Annotated in this window: 17 protein-coding genes and 4 pseudogenes; 8 read left to right on the top strand and 13 right to left on the bottom strand. The window is 43.4% G+C overall.

Annotated features, from left to right (window positions below; genetic code table 11):
• Nucleotides 1-564 precede the first annotated feature (564 nt).
• Nucleotides 565-927, bottom strand: a complete 363-nt coding sequence (gene hxlR / locus WA279_RS08280; protein WP_003246265.1) for a transcriptional activator HxlR — start codon at nucleotides 925-927, stop codon at nucleotides 565-567.
• A gap of 231 nt (nucleotides 928-1,158) precedes the next feature.
• Between hxlR and hxlA the strand changes: the two genes are divergently transcribed.
• The 5 genes and pseudogenes from hxlA (at nucleotide 1,159) to nin (ending at nucleotide 5,228) form a co-directional block, all read left to right on the top strand.
• Nucleotides 1,159-1,791, top strand: a complete 633-nt coding sequence (hxlA, locus tag WA279_RS08275; RefSeq protein WP_063336040.1) for a 3-hexulose-6-phosphate synthase — start codon at nucleotides 1,159-1,161, stop codon at nucleotides 1,789-1,791.
• 5 nt (nucleotides 1,792-1,796) lie between these two features.
• Nucleotides 1,797-2,354, top strand: a pseudogene (gene hxlB, locus WA279_RS08270) (6-phospho-3-hexuloisomerase).
• Between the two features lie 110 nt (nucleotides 2,355-2,464).
• The gene (gene tlpC / locus WA279_RS08265; RefSeq protein ID WP_003246498.1) at nucleotides 2,465-4,186 is read left to right on the top strand and encodes a methyl-accepting chemotaxis protein TlpC; all 1,722 of its coding nucleotides are present in this window, start codon (nucleotides 2,465-2,467) and stop codon (nucleotides 4,184-4,186) included.
• Nucleotides 4,187-4,353: 167 nt separating this feature from the next.
• Nucleotides 4,354-4,803, top strand: coding sequence for a DNA-entry nuclease (gene nucA / locus WA279_RS08260; RefSeq protein ID WP_014475770.1), 450 nt, complete (start codon nucleotides 4,354-4,356; stop codon nucleotides 4,801-4,803).
• 26 nt (nucleotides 4,804-4,829) lie between these two features.
• Nucleotides 4,830-5,228 (top strand): DNA-entry nuclease inhibitor, encoded by a 399-nt coding sequence (nin, locus tag WA279_RS08255; RefSeq protein WP_015715226.1) that lies wholly within the window; start codon nucleotides 4,830-4,832, stop codon nucleotides 5,226-5,228.
• Between the two features lie 36 nt (nucleotides 5,229-5,264).
• On the opposite strand, the gene bglC is transcribed toward nin, so the two are convergent.
• The 7 genes and pseudogenes from bglC to WA279_RS08220 form a co-directional block, all read right to left on the bottom strand.
• Nucleotides 5,265-6,698: a 6-phospho-beta-glucosidase gene (bglC, locus tag WA279_RS08250; protein ID WP_336155006.1), complete on the bottom strand. Its 1,434-nt coding sequence runs from the start codon at nucleotides 6,696-6,698 to the stop codon at nucleotides 5,265-5,267.
• A gap of 71 nt (nucleotides 6,699-6,769) precedes the next feature.
• Nucleotides 6,770-7,498 (bottom strand): AAA family ATPase, encoded by a 729-nt coding sequence (locus tag WA279_RS08245; RefSeq protein ID WP_336155004.1) that lies wholly within the window; start codon nucleotides 7,496-7,498, stop codon nucleotides 6,770-6,772.
• Between the two features lie 18 nt (nucleotides 7,499-7,516).
• Nucleotides 7,517-7,858 (bottom strand): DUF3147 family protein, encoded by a 342-nt coding sequence (locus WA279_RS08240; protein ID WP_032724911.1) that lies wholly within the window; start codon nucleotides 7,856-7,858, stop codon nucleotides 7,517-7,519.
• The gene (locus WA279_RS08235; RefSeq protein ID WP_174223465.1) at nucleotides 7,846-8,268 is read right to left on the bottom strand and encodes a MarR family winged helix-turn-helix transcriptional regulator; all 423 of its coding nucleotides are present in this window, start codon (nucleotides 8,266-8,268) and stop codon (nucleotides 7,846-7,848) included. The genes WA279_RS08240 and WA279_RS08235 overlap by 13 nt, the downstream gene beginning before the upstream one ends.
• A gap of 127 nt (nucleotides 8,269-8,395) precedes the next feature.
• Nucleotides 8,396-8,728 (bottom strand): YckD family protein, encoded by a 333-nt coding sequence (locus WA279_RS08230; RefSeq protein ID WP_021481829.1) that lies wholly within the window; start codon nucleotides 8,726-8,728, stop codon nucleotides 8,396-8,398.
• Between the two features lie 81 nt (nucleotides 8,729-8,809).
• Nucleotides 8,810-9,131 (bottom strand): annotated as a pseudogene (locus WA279_RS08225) (RDD family protein); the annotation flags it as partial.
• A 35-nt stretch (nucleotides 9,132-9,166) separates the two neighbouring features.
• A pseudogene (locus tag WA279_RS08220) lies at nucleotides 9,167-9,356 on the bottom strand (hypothetical protein).
• Between the two features lie 161 nt (nucleotides 9,357-9,517).
• Between WA279_RS08220 and WA279_RS08215 the strand changes: the two are divergent.
• Both WA279_RS08215 and WA279_RS08210 read left to right on the top strand, forming a co-directional pair.
• On the top strand, nucleotides 9,518-10,384 hold the full coding sequence (locus tag WA279_RS08215; protein WP_336155001.1) for a transporter substrate-binding domain-containing protein: 867 nt from the start codon (nucleotides 9,518-9,520) through the stop codon (nucleotides 10,382-10,384).
• A 9-nt stretch (nucleotides 10,385-10,393) separates the two neighbouring features.
• Nucleotides 10,394-11,074, top strand: coding sequence for an amino acid ABC transporter permease (locus WA279_RS08210; protein WP_015382730.1), 681 nt, complete (start codon nucleotides 10,394-10,396; stop codon nucleotides 11,072-11,074).
• 48 nt (nucleotides 11,075-11,122) lie between these two features.
• Here WA279_RS08210 and zinU read toward each other — a convergent pair whose 3' ends face one another.
• From zinU to WA279_RS08185, 5 genes and pseudogenes are all read right to left on the bottom strand, one after another.
• Nucleotides 11,123-12,316 (bottom strand): zinc metallochaperone ZinU, encoded by a 1,194-nt coding sequence (gene zinU / locus WA279_RS08205; protein WP_336154999.1) that lies wholly within the window; start codon nucleotides 12,314-12,316, stop codon nucleotides 11,123-11,125.
• 27 nt (nucleotides 12,317-12,343) lie between these two features.
• Nucleotides 12,344-12,497 (bottom strand): annotated as a pseudogene (locus tag WA279_RS08200) (hypothetical protein).
• 256 nt (nucleotides 12,498-12,753) lie between these two features.
• Nucleotides 12,754-13,338, bottom strand: a complete 585-nt coding sequence (locus tag WA279_RS08195; RefSeq protein ID WP_336154997.1) for a L,D-transpeptidase — start codon at nucleotides 13,336-13,338, stop codon at nucleotides 12,754-12,756.
• Nucleotides 13,335-14,249: a GTP cyclohydrolase FolE2 gene (gene folE2, locus WA279_RS08190; RefSeq protein WP_336154995.1), complete on the bottom strand. Its 915-nt coding sequence runs from the start codon at nucleotides 14,247-14,249 to the stop codon at nucleotides 13,335-13,337. Before folE2 ends, WA279_RS08195 begins: the two co-directional genes overlap by 4 nt.
• Nucleotides 14,250-14,362: 113 nt before the next feature.
• A complete protein-coding gene (locus WA279_RS08185) occupies nucleotides 14,363-15,568 on the bottom strand; it encodes an MFS transporter (RefSeq protein WP_251187277.1) in 1,206 nt (401 codons plus the stop codon).
• A 179-nt stretch (nucleotides 15,569-15,747) separates the two neighbouring features.
• Here WA279_RS08185 and nasB point away from each other — a divergent pair, with 179 nt between their 5' ends.
• A complete protein-coding gene (nasB, locus tag WA279_RS08180; RefSeq protein WP_336154993.1) occupies nucleotides 15,748-18,063 on the top strand; it encodes an assimilatory nitrate reductase electron transfer subunit NasB in 2,316 nt (771 codons plus the stop codon).
• Nucleotides 18,064-18,069: the final 6 nt, after the last annotated feature.

Below are 18,069 nucleotides of genomic sequence, written 5' to 3'. Positions count from 1 at the left end.
CTCCCCTAGTCTTCATAAGCAGTGAACTTGTGCAGAGCATTTTCTCTTTTTTATCCATATCAGCTTTTAATTCTTATGAACTAACAACCGAAATAGCCCAAAGTACTACACTTAAAAAGCAGTGCTTCCAAACAAAAAAACAGATTGCCGCTATTAAAACGGGCAGCCGTCAGTCAGCATTGCGGCGTTTAACATAAGCGGATAAAGACCGCAACATCCCCCATCCTAATAGGAAACAATTTTGGCTATTTATTCATTGTTTTCAATATTTTTTATCTTACTACCGTTCACTTTAAATGAAAAAAATGTTTTTATCACCGAAAAATGGGTGAAAAGTTTCATGCGGGATGCCGAAAGATTCCAGTTTATTTACAGGGATATTTTTGCGGGATGCCGCAATCATTTCCACTAAACATTATTTACAGAAAAATAAAAATTTTTAAACCAAACTGCTGCGTTCAATCTTTTTTTATTGCTGAATGCAATTTACAATCTTTACATGACTATGTGTACCGCGCAAAACCGAAAAAAAGGCAAAAAAAAGACACCCTTGCGAAGAGCGTCTTACAACGATTCTTTCATGACATTTTTGTCGATATCAATCAATTCCATATAGCCTTTCCCCCACTCATACATGGCTTCAAGAATAGGCATGAGGCTTTCTCCATGCGGGGTCAGAGAATATTCAACCTTCGGCGGGACAACCGGATACACTTCCCTGTGAACAATCATATCCTGCTCAAGCTCTCTCAGCTGATTCACGAGGATCTTCTGCGTAATATCAGGAATCAATGTTTTTAATTCATTGAACCGTTTTGTGCCTTCTTTTCCTAAATGCCACAAAATGAGCATTTTCCATTTACCGCCAATCACTGCAAGCGTTAATTCCTTCTCACAATTAAACCTTTTGTCGTCCATCCGGCTCAATAGAATCCCCCCTTAGTAACCTTTTTGTATGTTAGATACGTATCATCACTTACTTACTTTTTTGCAGACTCTTTTTTCATTATACTCACTCATAAAATCAAGCGAAAGAAATCTGATTGTCTCTCCTCACAGTATCCTCCAAGTAACTTGTTGACTTTAAAGTGCCTACTTCTCAACAAAAGAAGGAACCTATAGAATGAACAATAATTCGAAAAAGGGAGTGGATCAACAATGGAATTACAGCTTGCATTAGACCTCGTCAACATCCCAGAAGCCATTGAGCTCGTCAAAGAGGTAGAACAATACATCGACGTAGTTGAAATCGGAACACCGGTCGTCATCAATGAAGGCCTAAGAGCCGTTAAAGAAATAAAAGAAGCATTTCCTCAATTGAAGGTTCTTGCAGACCTGAAAATCATGGATGCCGGAGGCTACGAAATTATGAAAGCGTCGGAAGCAGGAGCTGACATCATCACCGTTTTAGGGGCTACAGACGATGCAACGATTAAAGGCGCAGTAGAAGAAGCCAAAAAACAAAAGAAGAAAATCTTAGTGGACATGATTAACGTGAAAGATATCGAATCCCGTGCGAAAGAAATTGACGCACTCGGTGTTGACTACATCTGCGTCCACACTGGCTACGATCTTCAAGCAGAGGGCAAAAACTCTTTCGAAGAATTAACGACAATCAAAAACACCGTAAAAAACGCAAAAACCGCAATCGCGGGCGGCATCAAACTTGATACACTGCCAGAAGTGATCCAGCAAAAGCCTGACCTTGTCATTGTCGGGGGCGGAATTACAAGCGCAGCTGATAAGGCAGAAACAGCTTCAAAAATGAAGCAGCTTATTGCCCAAGGATAAATCAGATGAAAACGACTGAATACGTAACGGAAATTCTCAATGAGTTACACCGTTCAGCGGCTTATATTTCTGATAAAGAAGCTGACCAGCTTGCCGATCACATTCTTTCGTCCCGCCAAATTTTCACCGCGGGTGCGGGGCGGACTGGCCTGATGGCAAAATCCTTCGCAATGAGATTGATGCACATGGGCTTCAACGCCCATATTGTCGGTGAGATTCTCACTCCGCCGCTCCGCGAAGGAGATCTAGTTATTATCGGCTCAGGATCAGGCGAGACAAAAAGCTTGATTCATACCGCAGCAAAAGCAAAAAGCTTACACGGAATTGTTGCCGCTTTAATCATCAATCCGGAATCAAGCATCGGAAAACAAGCGGACCTCATCATCAGAATGCCTGGTTCTCCTAAAGACCAGTCTAACGGAAGCTATAAAACCATTTAGCCAATGGGATCATTATTTGAACAAACTTTGCTGCTCTTCTATGATGCAGTGATTTTAAAACTCATGGAGAAAAAAGGACTCGATTCTGAAACTATGTTCACTCACCACGCAAACCTTGAATAGCATCACACAACCGGCCTGAAAATTAGGCCGGTTTTATTTTTTTAAAAATAAAACTTTAAACCCAAAAACCCGATAAGTAATATGACCTATAAATCATAAAAGGAGGAATTATGTTGATAAAACGATTTAAGATGAAGCTAGGAACTAAAATTCTTTGCCTCGTTTTCGTGGTGATTCTTTTGTTTTCGGCATCAGTTGGCACTGTGATGCTTAAAGAAATTACAGAAAGCATGAAACAAATGGCAACTGAAAAAGCGAAAGGTGATCTCGCTTTAAGCAGCACATATATTGATGATGTCATGTCAGGCGACTGGCAGGTGAAAAACAATAAGCTCTATAAAGGGCAAACACAAATCAATGGAAATGAAGATATTGTTGATCTGCTTGGTGAAAAAACAGGTGATACCATTACCATTTTCCAAGGCGATACTCGTGTTGCAACCAATGTCATGAAGAATGGCGAAAGAGCTGTCGGCACCCAGGCTTCTTCTGAAGTTATCGCCGCTGTTTTAAAGAAAGGAAAGCGTTTTTACGGACAAGCAGATGTAGCAGGTTCTTCTTATCAGACTGCATACATGCCGTTAAAAGATCAAAATGGGAACATCATCGGCATGCTGTATACCGGAGCTAATCAAAGTATTTTAGCATCACTTACACAATCACTTTTCACTCAATTCGCTATCGTTCTTGTTATCGTCATTATGGTATCAGTCATCCTTGTCTTGGTTTTCACCAGAAAGATCAACAAGCGGCTGAACGCTTTAAAAAGCGCCTTTGAAAGTGCCGGAAACGGAGATATGACAATAGAGGTGTCAGACAAAACCGGTGACGAGCTTTCAGAACTAAGCGTCTATTATAATAAGATGAGAATGAAGCTGAACGATACCATACAAACCGTACAACAATCAGCCCTTCAGCTTGCGTCAGCCTCTCAGCAGCTCTCAGCCGGAGCAGAGGAAACAAATCAAGCTTCAGAAAAAATCACAGAAGCTGTACAGCAGATTGCAAATGGAGCCCAAGATCAGATCACCCGAATTGAAAACAGTGAAAGCTCATTAAAACAAGCTTCAGCAGACATCCGGGATATTTCTGCAAATACTGCCGCTATCGCTGACAAAGGGCAGCTCGCGCAATCAAAAGCAGACATTGGGCAAAAGGAAATTGCAAATGTACAGGCGCAAATGGATGCGATTCACCAGTCAATTCAGAAAAGCGGAGAAATCATACACCAGTTAGACGGACGCTCTAAACAAATTGAGCAAATTTTATCGGTCATCACCCAAATTGCCGATCAGACAAATCTGCTTGCGCTGAATGCAGCAATTGAAGCTGCTAGAGCCGGTGAACAAGGAAAAGGCTTTGCTGTTGTTGCTGATGAAGTACGGAAATTAGCAGAAGAGTCTCAACAGTCCGCGGGGCAGATTTCAAAACTGATCATAGAAATACAAAAGGATATGAACCGGTCTGCAAGATCTGTTGAGCATGTGAAAACAGAAGCTGCAGAAGGAGTCACCATGATCCAGCGCACCAGAGATGCATTTAAGGAAATTGCAGCTGCAACAGGTGAAATCAGCGCCGAGATTAGTGATTTATCAGCATCTGTAACAAACATTTCAGCCAGTGCACATCAAATAAATGATTCCTTTGCAGCCAATACGGCCGACATTAAAGAATCTACTAAAAATACCCGGCAAGCGGCTGCATTAACAGAGGAGCAATTTGCTGCAATGGAGGAGATTACCGCAGCTTCTGAAACACTTTCTCAATTAGCTGAGGAGCTTACCGGTATCATAAGCCAATTTAAAATGATTAATCAAGCCGAAAACGGCTGATGACTTACAATCATTATTGTAAATTGGCAATCGTATTTTGCTGAAAACAAATATTTCGATCTGCTAAAATTACGATTTCTGCAATAAACTGAGCGTAAAACATAAAATTTAAACCTTTACACCAAATGCTTTCTGGATTACTCTTGTGTCAGTTTTAAAAGCGGGAGGTGAACATCACGACGGACATCATAAAAACAATACTTCTCGTCATCGTCATCATAGCAGCTGCAGCTGTCGGCCTGATAAAAGGAGACTTTTTCTCAGCTGATCAAAAAACGTCTCAAACGAAAGAATATGATGAAACAATCGCCTTTCCTTCTGACCGTTATCCCGAAACGGCCAAGCATATTAAGGATGCGATAAATGAGGGCCACTCAGAGGTGTGCACTATTGACAGAGACGGAGCTGAAGAACGCCGCGAGCAATCATTAAAGGACGTACCTTCCAAAAAGGGGTATGACAGAGATGAATGGCCAATGGCCATGTGCAAAGAAGGCGGTGAGGGAGCTTCTGTAGAATACATTTCTCCCGCTGACAACCGCGGAGCAGGCTCTTGGGTCGGGCATCAGCTTACCGATTACCCAGACGGCACAAAGGTTTTATTCACAATTCAGTAAACAGTACATAGAGGAGGAACAGCACATTGATCAAATCATGGAAGCCGCAAGAACTTTCGATTTCATATCATCAATTTACTGTATTTCAAAAGGATTCTACACCTCCTGTAATGGATTGGACTGACGAAGCGATTGAAAAAGGATATGCTGCGGCAGACGGAGCCATTTCCTTTGAGGCACAGCGAAATACAAAGGCCTTTATTCTTTTGCGCCTGAACAGTTCAGAAACAGTAAGCTCCTACGAAAAAAAAGTGACTGTTCCTTTTCATGTCACAGAAAACGGAATTCATATTGAAAGCATCATGTCTAAAAGACTGTCCTTTGATCTGCCTAAAGGAGACTATCAATTGACATGCTGGACTGTGCCGGCTGAAATGTCAGATTTGCACGCCGACACTTATATTATTGATGCTGTTTCTGTGTAATGAAAAACCCCTGAGAGAATAACTCTCAGGGACTCTTTATAAACTTTCTCCGTTCGTCTTGATGACATCTTGATACCAATAAAAGCTTTTTTTCTTCAAGCGTTTTAAATCGGATGTGCTTTCTTCATCACGATTGACATATACAAATCCGTATCTTTTTTGGTAGCCGTTCAGCCAGCTTAACAGATCAGTAAACGACCAGCTGCAATAGCCGATTAAATCGACACCGTCACTGATGGCTTGTCTGCATTGCTCAAGATGCGAACGTAAATAATCAATTCGATAATCATCCTGTACAGTGCCGTCCTCAACTTTATCAAATTCACCCAAACCGTTCTCTGTTATAAACACTGGAAGCTGATAGCGGCTTGTAATTCGGCGAAGACCGATACGCAGCCCAATTGGGTCAATTGTCCAATCCCAGTTGCTCGTTGTCAGATGCGGATTTTTTTTCGTTTTGAACACTCCGGGTATCCCCGTCTCCTGATTAGTTCCCTTTTGGCCTGTCGTATTCATTTTCCCTTCAGACACACCATCAAGCGGATTTCGTTCATAGGTGATCGTCTGATAATAATTGACACCTACAAAATCAGGCTTCCCTTTGGCGAGCAGGTCCATATCTCCTGCTTCAATTGTCGGCGCCCATCCCTGTTTTTCCAAGTAGCGGAATGGAATTTGCGGGTAGGTTCCCCAGCAATACATGTCAAGCCACCAATTGTTCATAAATTCTTCGGCGTTTTCAAATGCCAGTATATCCTCTGGATGGCTTGATAAAGGGTAAGCCGGAGAATAAGCAAAGCTAGGACCTATTTTGCCTTCAGGTACATATTCTCTAAATGATTCGATGGCTTTTGCATTAGCCAGAAACGCAATATGGTTTGCTTCGTAAAATCGTTTTCTGTCTTTCACTCCAGGCGGATGCATGGCTGTAATAAATCCGTGATTAAAATTGTAGTTCTGTTCGTTTAACGTAACCCAATATTTCACCCTGTCTCCAAAACGTTTATAAAGAGTAATACAGTAGTGATTAAAATCCTCTATGATGTTTCTGGATTCAAACCCGCCGTATTCGTCCATAAGCGCTTGAGGCAAATCCCAGTGATATAAAGTCAGAACCGGCTCGATGTGATGAGAAAGCAATTCATCAATCAGACTATCGTAAAACGCTAGACCTGCTTCATTGATCTCTCCTTTTCCTTTTGGAAAAACCCGTGGCCAGTTGACGGAAAATCGATATGCTTTTAACCCCATCTCAGCCATCAGAGCGACATCTTCTTTAAATCGGTGATAATGGTCAACCGCAATGTCGCCATTGGTTCCTTTAAACGTTTTGCCCGGTATTTTCGTAAACACATCCCAAACAGAGGGGCCCTTGCCATCTTCATTCCAAGCGCCTTCAATCTGGTACGCTGCAGAAGCAGAGCCCCACAAAAAATGTTTCGGAAAAGATTCTGGATGCTGGTGGATCATAGTGTTTATCACTCCTGAATTATTGATAAACCTATCATAGGCTATGAAACGCGTTTCATATCAACTCGATGTTAGTCGCGGAACAGCTCAGCTAATATTTTTTCTCTATGTCCAAGAAAATATCGAGTTAATTGAACATGCTCTGTATTCTCATATTCAATATGATGTATTCTTCCACCATCAAAGCTTAAAATATTAGCATTGGGATAGCCCAGTAGGATTGGGGAGTGAGTCGCAATGATCATCTGTACATTTCCGCCCTTCACCAAATCATGTATAACTCTCAAAAAAGCTAATTGTCTAGCTGGAGAAAGTGCTGCTTCTGGCTCATCTAAAAGGTAAATCGCTTTCTCTTTAAAACGATGACGGAATAGAGACATAAAGGACTCTCCATGTGATTGATTGTGTAGCGGCCTCCCTCCATAGGAACGGTATGGCTGAGGAGCATCTAGTTCCATCTCATCCAGATGAAGAGAAAGATGATAAAACGATTCAGCCCTTAAGAAGAAGCCATTTGTTACCTTTGGAAGCCAAGATAAACGTATGTAATCTCCTAAATGGGAATCTGACTCCCGTAATTCATAGACATTATTTCGGCTTCCGCCCGCTGTATTGAATTCACACTTATCTGCTATCGCTTCAAGCAAAGTAGATTTTCCAGATCCATTTTCCCCCACAAAAAAAGTCACTTGGCTAGTAAATAAGATGTCATTTAATTGACTTATAGCAGGGATAGTAAAAGGAAATCTGTCAAAGTCCAAAATCTTATCTCGAAGAAGAGTAACCTTTTTTAAAAACATAGCATCTCCTTTCTATACTCAGTTAAATAATATATTGAGAAAGATCTTCTGCATCCATAAAAACATAGCCCATCCTAGTATTCCAACACATAATGCAAACCAAAACGGCACATGAATTTTCAGCAAAAAAGCCAAAATAGCTAGTAAACAAACTGTAGCTGGGATTCCTGTAAGCACACCAGATGCAAATTGACTTAATTGAGCTGTTTTTTCACCTTGTATTTGCATCCAAAAAAGGCTTAATAAACTGACCAAGGGCAAAGCAGCAATGATGCCGCCATAGGTCGGATGTCTTTTTGATATTTCAGTAACAAAACCAATAATCAACGCAGAGATGATTACTTTACTTAAAACTGCCATTGTTTAGCTTCCCTACTTAAAAGTTCAAATGCCTGTTCAAGTAATTCCTTTTCTGATGTGCTCATTCGTTCAATTATTTCTTTTAATTTCTCTTTATCTAGCTGTGTATGCTGTTCAAGAACAGATCTTCCTTCTTGTGTTAAGAAAACTAAAACTTTTCGTTCATCCTGTTGACTTCGCCGTTTAGCTATAAATCCCTTTTGAATCAAACGTTTAGTATGCTCTGACGCTGTATTGTGAGAGACAGACAAGTATTCAGCCAAAGCTCCTATTGTCGCCTCACCTTGCTTTTCAATATGCTGCATAATCCGTATTGCCTGGTGAGAAATATTATCTTTATGTTGATAATGTAATAAATAATAAATATCTGTCCACTGCTGATTAAGTTTAGAGATTAAATTCATTTCCATCATTATACACCCCATTTATATCTTATTGTAAGATATAATCAACAAAAGCGATATATTTTTTCGGAAAATTCATTCAGTAACTTTTAACAATAAAAAAGCACCCAATTCCCATTGGATGCTTACCATTTTAATGTCTTTTTTCAAATTTATGCGGATGAGGATGGTGCTTTGGAACAAAGCCGTTTTGTTTCATCATTTCAAAGTGTTTGTCCAAGTGATTTTTGATGTGTTCTCCTCTTTCTTTAGGCAGGACACCATATTGTACATACTTTGAGATCACGTCTTTGCGCTTTTTAAGAATCTCTGCTTCCAGTTGTTCAATCTCTTTCTTTTGCTGATCTGTCAGTGTAACATTTGCGGGAGGCTGCTGCTGTTTTTCAGCGGCCTCAGCTGTACCGGTCAGAGAAATGACAGCCGCTGCAATGAACATTGTGATGATGTTGATGGTTATTCGTTTCATCCAGTTTATTCCTCCAATCCTATTTTTCATATGTTTTGCTGCCTTGTATTTTTTATGCATAAAAATAAAAAGAGCGAACCATTATTCGCTCTTTCTAATCTCTTCGTCAGCATTAAGTTCTTCTTCACCTGGTGTCGCATAAGTGACATACGTTCCCGCGATTAAATCATGCAGGGTCCGTTTGTCTTCTCGTACGGCAATCAGAATCAGGCTGGCGATCAAGCCGAGTCCGAAGGTTATACCGTAAAACAGGCCGGCTACAATAACCCGTAAAAACATTGTTAACAGGCTGACTTGTGATCCGTCTTTTTTTACGATTCTGATTCCGCAGATTCTTTTTCCGATAAGGTAGCCGCGCCAAAACACCGGCAGCATAAATAGAGTACAGCAGTACAATCAGGCTGGTTTGTAAATATTCATTTAACTCCCCATTATGGTTTAAATGTTTCCATTTTCTTTCTCATCGAATATATCATATGCCTTAGGGGCATCAGCAAGACTTAAATTTAATCGGTTTCATGCTTCTTGACCATTTCTTCCGGTATTGGCATAGATGAGTGACGGGTCTGCTGCATCCTTCACTTTCAAATGCGTTTCCTTGGTACGTCTGGCATTCATCCTTGGACAACCCCTTTTTTCATCACCTCTTCCCTTCATAGACGCTTTTAAACACCCACCTATGCTTTTTGTATACACAATTCGAACTTTTTGAAAACGTCATCAACATATTGCAACCCCTTATGTTCAATGCTATCTTTTTAGTTGATTAACAGATTGGGGGAACTATAGGTGAAATCATTCATGCATTCCAAAGCCGTTATATTCAGTTTCACAATGGCTTTCTTTCTTATATTGGCAGCCTGTTCCGGCAAAAATGAAGCCGATTCCAAGGATACAGGCTGGGAGCAAATCAAGGACAAAGGGAAAATCGTAGTCGCTACATCAGGTACGCTCTATCCCACTTCTTATCACGATACTGACTCAGGCTCCGATAAGCTGACGGGCTACGAGGTTGAAGTTGTTCGTGAAGCGGCAAAACGCTTGGGGCTGAAGGTAGAGTTCAAGGAGATGGGCATTGACGGGATGCTGACAGCGGTGAACAGCGGACAGGTTGACGCAGCCGCAAATGACATCGATGTCACGAAGGACCGTGAGGAGAAGTTCGCATTTTCCACTCCATATAAATACTCATACGGCACGGCAATTGTCCGAAAAGACGATTTATCAGGGATTAAAACGCTCAAGGATTTAAAAGGGAAGAAAGCGGCTGGCGCGGCTACAACCGTCTACATGGAGGTCGCGAGAAAATACGGCGCCAAAGAAGTGATTTATGATAATGCGACGAATGAGCAATATTTAAAAGATGTTGCCAACGGACGCACTGACGTCATTTTAAACGACTATTACCTGCAGACACTTGCGCTCGCGGCATTCCCGGATCTCAACATTACAATTCATCCTGACATCAAGTACATGCCGAACAAACAGGCCCTTGTCATGAAAAAAAGCAATGCGGCACTTCAGAAAAAGATGAATGAAACATTGAAGAAAATGAGCAAGGATGGCACTTTGACAAAGCTGTCGAAACAATTCTTCAATAAAGCAGATGTATCAAAAAAACTTGATGCCGACGTTCAGGACGTTGATTTTTTGTAATCGGACGCCATGATTAGTAGCATTCAATGGGAATATATTTTCAACACGAAGCTGGCTATTGAATCGTTCCCTTATGTCATAAAAGGCATTGGGTATACACTGCTCATCTCTTTTGTAAGCATGTTTGCGGGAACTGTGATCGGCCTGTTTATATCACTCGCCAGAATGTCTAAACTTGCTTTGTTAAGATGGCCGGCGAAGCTCTATATCTCATTTATGCGGGGCGTTCCGATTTTGGTGATTTTGTTTATTCTTTATTTCGGGTTTCCTTATATCGGCATTGAATTTTCCGCTGTCACGGCTGCTTTAATCGGCTTTAGCCTAAACAGCGCCGCCTACATTGCGGAAATTAACCGTTCAGCCATTTCATCCGTCGAAAAAGGGCAGTGGGAAGCCGCATCCTCGCTGGGTCTTTCCTATTGGCAGACGATGAGGGGCATCATTTTGCCGCAATCGATACGTATTGCGCTGCCTCCGCTTGCCAATGTATTGCTCGACTTAATCAAGGCGTCCTCTCTCGCTGCGATGATTACAGTGCCGGAATTGCTCCAGCATGCGAAAATCATCGGGGGCAGAGAGTTTGATTATATGACCATGTATATTCTGACCGCTCTCATTTATTGGGCCATCTGCTCCATTGCCGCGGTCTTTCAGAATATCCTTGAGAAAAAATACGCTCATTATGTTTAAACAAACGTTTCATTAAAAAAAGCCGCTCCCCAGGGGACGGCTTTTTTTCTATTGATTCAGCTTCCATTTAAACGGGTCTTCAAACAGCGACCAGTCGGAATCAAATTCATATTCAGTCAGCAGGCATTGATCAAGCTCTTTCGTAATCGTTTCTTCATCCAGGTCAGTTCCGATAAAAACTAGCTGCGTTAAGCGGTCGCCGAACTCTGGGTCCCACTCCTCCAGGATTTCCGGCTCCTGCTGTTTGACTTGCTCCTGCTCAAGCTTCGGCAGCGCCGTCACCCAATAAGATACAGGCTCAATCGTAACCGACGGACCTGCTTGCGACATCAGCAAAGCGAGGTTGTTATGAGATGCGCACCAGACGATTCCTTTGGCACGAACCACGTTCTTTGGCATTTGATCCAACCAATGATAAAACCGTGTAGAATGAAACGGCAAACGTCTCTTATATACAAATGAAGAGATACCGTATTCTTCTGTTTCCGGGGTGTGTTCCGCATGGCCTGCCGTCAGCTCTTGAATCCAGCCGGCCGATCCGCTCGCTTCCTCGAAGTTAAATAACCCTGTATGCAAAATCTCCTGCGGTTTTACATTTCCTTTGACGGAACGAATGAACCTGGCTCTTGGCTGCAGTTTACGAAGAACGTTTTGAAGCTGTTCGAGCTCTTGCTCGCTGACCAAATCACATTTATTTAAGATCAGTACATCGCAAAACTCAATTTGATCGATCAAGAGGTCGGCAATTTCTCTTTCATCCTCTTCCCCCAATGCTTCTTTGCGGTCCAGAAGGCTTTCGCCTGACTGATAATCATGCCAAAAACGGTTGGCATCAACCACTGTCACCATCGTATCCAGCTGACAGAATTTTGTAAGATCGATTCCCATCTCTTCATCGATATAAGAGAAAGTCTGGGCCACCGGGATCGGTTCGCTGATTCCTGTCGATTCGATGACGATATAATCAAACCGTCCGTCTTTTGCCAGCTTCTCAACTTCAATTAATAAGTCTTCGCGAAGCGTGCAGCAAATGCAGCCGTTTGACATTTCCACAAGCTTTTCATCTGTTCTGGAAAGGCCCCCTTCCTGCTTAACCAAGCCCGCGTCAATGTTCACCTCGCTCATATCGTTTACGATAACCGCTATTTTCAAGCCTTCGCGATTTTGCAGAATGCTGTTCAGCAATGTTGTTTTTCCCGCACCTAGATAACCGCTCAGTACAGTAACCGGAATTTTTTTCATAATAGTGCCTCCATTAAAATAGAATGATTACGATTTAAATTGAATACTTCGCCGTATGTACAATGGTGTAGAGCAGCTTTTCGCGCTCCGAAAACATTCTCGTTGCTGCCCGATTTCTAAATCCGTAAAGGCTCCAATCGCGTTTAATCCTTTTTCCCCATCGCAAATCCTTGCCGACAATCGGAAAACAGCAGCTTCATAGGGCAATTGCTCCACTTGCGTTGCTGAACCGATGGAAAGCGCAAATATCTCATCAGAAAGTAGCTTGGGTTTCGTTTCCAGTTTTCAAGAGACGCTTCATGGGGATCAATGACAGCAAGATCCTTAGCCTTTCCGCTTTTCACAGATACAGCCAATGATAAGCCATTTCTAACAAAACGTAATTGTTACGATTTAAATTGTATGGTCTTTTTTCCTTTTTGTCAACGGTTTTCAATTCAGCTGATCACCACTTTTGTATGTTCAGGGATATTTTCATATACCCATTTCGCATCTGGAATGGTCAGCCTGATACATCCGTGAGATGCTTTCGTTCCTAGTTTTTCTGCTTCCGTTTTGATGACTTTTTGATCCTTAGTCATTGGCACACTATGAAATAGAAATTCACCGTGATTTTTCCATGATACCCAGTATTCTGCGCCTTCCCGGTATCCTTCGGAGAAAAACCATTCTCCCCGTTCAGGCTCTACATAAAAGGTGCCCTTTGGCGTAGCATCATCTTTTGTTTGATCAAGACCAGAAGAGATCATCATTGTATAGATGGTGTTGCTTCCTTCCTTGATGTAAGCCTTCTGCTCCTTCACATTCACATCAATCCAGACATGCTTCTGTTTAATATCCGGGTATTCTCCGCCCGAAGGCTTTGTCCAATCAATGCTTGTTTTTGCTGTTTTTCGAACGTCCGTTATGTTTTTGACCGTTTTCTTTGTATTGATACTTGCGTGTTCTTCTGCATGATCGGAGCAGGCTGACAGCAGGCAGGCTGGCATAAGAACTGCAATAATGAATAATGAGAGTTTCATATTTTATCCACTTCCTTCGAAAAAAACAGCTTCGCATAGGCATCGTGGAGATGGATCGATTCTTCATTGCGGCATTCAATCTCAAAGGCTGACACCCATTCAAGCTCAAACAAATCCGCAGCAATCAGCCGGGCGAGATCCTCAACAAACCTCGGATTTTCATAGGCCGTTTCTGTCACGGCTTTTTCATCAGGCCGCTTCAATACCGGATGCAGTCTCGCAGAAGCATTTGATTCTGCGACGTGAAGCAAATCAGCTTTAACATCACTTGGCAGCGATGCGGCCGGGTGAATATCCGCCCAAATGCTGACCGTTCCCCTCTGATTATGGGCACTGTATTCGCTGATTTCCTTGGAGCAAGGGCACAGAGTCGTTACTTTTGCTGAGATGCCGGCACGCTGTTTAAACGGCTGATCTTTGCGATAGGTGACAGACATGAATATATCAGCATGCATCAAACCCGCTTTCTCAAGCTTCGGGCTTTTCCGTTCGAAAAACCACAGAAACCTTACTTCAACTGTGGCAGATGATATGTCCATGTTTTCTGCAAGCTCTTTCGTAAATTGCTGAAGAGAGGAAAATGAGAGAACCCAGCCGTTTTGATGATAGACTTGCAGCAGCTCTGTTAACCGGCTCATATTAATCCCCTTCTGATTTCTCGGCAAATTACAAGTCATTGTAAAGTTCGCAGCAGTTGTTTGCTCGGCAGGCATCATGGCAGAAGTGATTGTGACTGGATGGGACACATTAGCGACACCTACATGCTGAATGTCAAAAAAATAATCCTTCCTGATATTTTGCAGGTCCTTCATTTTCTCTTTTTCCACTGGTTTCTCGCCTTTGATCGGACTGACCGATCCAAAGTATTGAAGACGCTCCGTTTTTTTCGGGAGCAGCGTATGTTGATTCATTCAGAAAACTCCTCTCGTTAACAAATCGTAATAATTACTATTTATTTTGATCGGTTCACTGTTGAAAATCAAGAGAAAATAAAAAAGACACGCAACGCGTGTCCGTCAAAATCCTAAACATCCGCCGGGCTGCTTTCCGCGCTCCAGCTTTTCCGCCAGTAATAGCCTGCGGCAAGCACAAGTGCAAACGCCAGCAGCGCGATACAGGAAAACGTGATAAAACCGATAGCATATGTGCCTGTCATCTGTTTGAGAGATCCTAAGATGTTCGGCAGGAAAAACCCTCCGATTCCTCCGGCCGCACCGACGATTCCCGTCACCATGCCAATTTCTTTGCGAAAACGCTGCGGCACGAGCTGGAATACTGCACCGTTACCCATTCCGAGCCCCATCATTCCGACAAACAATAGAACAATAACCAAAGAAAGAGATGGCAGGCTGCTGACTCCGGCCATACACAGTGCCACGATGACAAACAGTACAGAAAGAACTTTCGTGCCGCCGACACGATCCGAAATCAAGCCCCCGACAGGCCGGAAAAAGCTCCCCGCCGCCACACATAATGTAACGAAGTCCCCTGCGTGAATTTTTGACAGCTGGTATTGATCAACAAAGAAAATAGATAAAAAGCTTGAGAGCCCGACAAATCCGCCAAATGTGACGCTGTACAGCAGGCAGAAAAACCATGTTTCCTTTTGCCCGAACACATGCAGATAGCTTTTGAGCGGTTGCGCAGCCGGCTGTGCAGGAGAATCCTTTGCCATGGATACAAAAAGAATAAAGACGATCAATAATGGAATAAGCGCAATTCCCATGACAATGTGCCAGCCGAACTGCTCTGCCAGACGAGGGCCAAACAGGGTTGCAAACAACGTGCCGCTGTTCCCCGCTCCGGCAATCCCCATCGCAAGTCCCTGCAAATGAGGCGGATACCAGCGGCTGGCCATAGGCAGCGCTACAGCAAAGCTTGCCCCCGCCACGCCAAGCAGAATCCCGATGGCATACAGCTCAGTCAGGGAACGGCCGCCGAAAGTCCCCCAAAGCAGCGGAATCATCGTCACCAGCATCCCGATCACTGCCGTTTTTTTCGGTCCGATTCTGTCCGTTAAAATACCAAGAATGATACGAAACACAGATCCAGATAAAATCGGCACAGCTACGACAAGCCCTTTCTCAAAAGGAGACAGGCCAAAATCCTGAGAAATATAAACACCCAGCGCCCCTAGCATAACCCATATCATAAAACTGACATCAAAGTATAAAAAGGAACAGAGCAAAGTGAGTGGATGACCGCTAGTTTTCAGTTCCGACAGCTTCATAAGATTCCCCTTTCTAGACCCTCATTATTTTACATTTTCTGAATCAAGGATATAGGACCCTTATTTTCTGGAAAAGACATGTGTAAGTTTTTGTGACACGTTTAATGCGTTAACAGTGCATTGTGACATAATTTTTAATAGGAGAAAACTTACGAGCTTTGCCAAAGGAGGTCTGATACATGAAGAAACAAAGATTGGTGTTAGCGGGAAACGGCATGGCCGGAATCCGCTGTATTGAAGAAGTATTAAAGCTGAATCGCCACATGTTTGAGATTGTCATTTTCGGAAGCGAGCCGCATCCCAATTACAATCGCATTCTCTTATCCTCTGTATTGCAGGGTGAAGCGTCACTCGATGATATTACACTGAACAGCAAGGATTGGTACGACAAGCACGGGATCACGCTTTACACAGGCGAAACGGTTATTCAGATTGATACAGACCAGCAGCAGGTCATCACAGATCGCAAGCGCATTTTGTCGTATGACAAATTAATAGTGGCAACAGGCTCCTCCCCTCATATTCTTCCTATCCCCGGGGCAGACAAAGAAGGCGTCTATGGATTTCGGACAATAGAAGACTGCCAAGCGCTGATGAAGATGGCTCAGCACTTTCAAAAGGCTGCGGTAATCGGAGCTGGCTTATTAGGACTGGAAGCTGCAGTCGGTTTACAGCATCTCGGTATGGATGTCAGCGTCATTCACCACTCCGCCGGCATTATGCAAAAACAGCTCGATCAAACAGCGGCGCGGCTGCTGCAAACAGAGCTGGAACAAAAAGGCCTAACCTTTCTTTTGGAGAAAGACACCGTCTCCATTTCCGGCGCCACCAAGGCAGACCGAATCCATTTTAAAGATGGCTCTTCATTAAAAGCAGACTTGATTGTGATGGCGGCCGGCGTCAGACCGAATATTGAATTAGCTGTATCCGCTGGAATCAAAGTGAACCGCGGGATCATCGTGAATGACTTCATGCAGACAAGCGAACCGAATATCTACGCCGTTGGTGAATGCGCTGAGCATAACGGAACGGTGTACGGATTGGTGGCACCGCTTTATGAGCAGGGAAAAGCTCTCGCCAGTCATATTTGCGGCGTTCCATGTGAGAAATATCAAGGCTCAGCACCATCTGCGGCGTTAAAAATAGCTGGAATCGATGTGTGGTCAGCAGGAAAGATCCAAGAGGATGAACGCACGACGAGCATCAAAATCTACGACGAACAAGCAGGAATTTATAAAAAAGCACTTTTTGTAGATGACAAACTGGCCGGCGTTATTTTATTCGGAGACACCCGTGACAAGCAGTGGCTTCTCGACAGCCTGCTTAAACAACGAGACATCTCCATTGTCAAAAAGCAGATCATCGAACCGGAGACAAGCGGCCCTTTATTTGAATCCATGCCTTCCAGTGAAACGATTTGCCAATGCAACACAGTAACGAAAGGCGCGATTGAAGACGCGGTGAACACGAAAAGCTTAACAACTGTTGAGGAAGTCAAGCACTGCACCAAAGCCTCTGGGTCCTGCGGAGGATGCAAACCGCTCGTTGAAGACCTTTTGAGGTACATGACCAACAGCGAATATACGAAGCCCGCTGGCACACCTTCGTTTTGCAGCTGTACTGATTTTACAGAAGACGACATCATCGCTGAGCTTCAGCGCAGGCCATTCACTAATCCGTCAGAAGTGATGAACCAGCTTGACTGGAAAACAAAAAAAGGATGCAGTACTTGTGTTCCTGCGATTCAATACTATCTGGAAATGCTGTACCCTGGGTTTTTCCAGCCTGAGCCAGCCACTGAAGAGACATGCATCCTGATTCCGCAAATGTACGGCGGGCGGACAAACGCGGAGCAGCTAAGAACCATCGCCAACATCATTGAGGCATACAGCATTTCCGACGTATCCATCACTCACGGCCAAAGGCTGAAGCTTTCCGGGATCAAGCCTGCGGATCTCCCGAATATAAAAAAAGACCTGAAAATGCCCGTTTACACCAATGAACACCGACACACGCTGCAAAGCATCAAAGCATGTACATGCGGGCAAAATCGATCGATTCAGCAGCTGGCAGCCCAAATCGAAAGACAACTTGAGATGCTTCCCTTACCCGCTCCCATTTCTATCAGCTTATCATGTGAAACAGACTGCACCGATGCCGCACTGCAAGATGTCGGCGCAATTCGGACACAAGCTGGCTGGGACATTCACATCGGCGGCGTCCGGGGAACTCATGCCCGTTCAGGAGCTCTGTTTTGCGTGACTGAGAACGAAGACAGCACTGCCGGCATGATCAAAGGACTGATCCAGTATTATCGGGAAACGGCTCATTACTTAGAAGCTGTTCATCAGTGGATAGACCGTCTCGGGATCGTTCATATCAGAGAAGTGCTATTCGAAGAAGACCTAAGGGCACAGCTGCTGGAAAGCCTCCAAACAGATCTGTCACTGATTCAAAACCCGACTGTAGAGACGGGCGCATATAAGAAAGGATGAGGCATT

This window comes from Bacillus sp. 204(2023) (assembly GCF_037027505.1).
GTDB classification, from domain to species: Bacteria; Bacillota; Bacilli; order Bacillales; family Bacillaceae; genus Bacillus; species Bacillus subtilis.
This window is presented reverse-complemented; position numbering and strand designations above follow the sequence as displayed.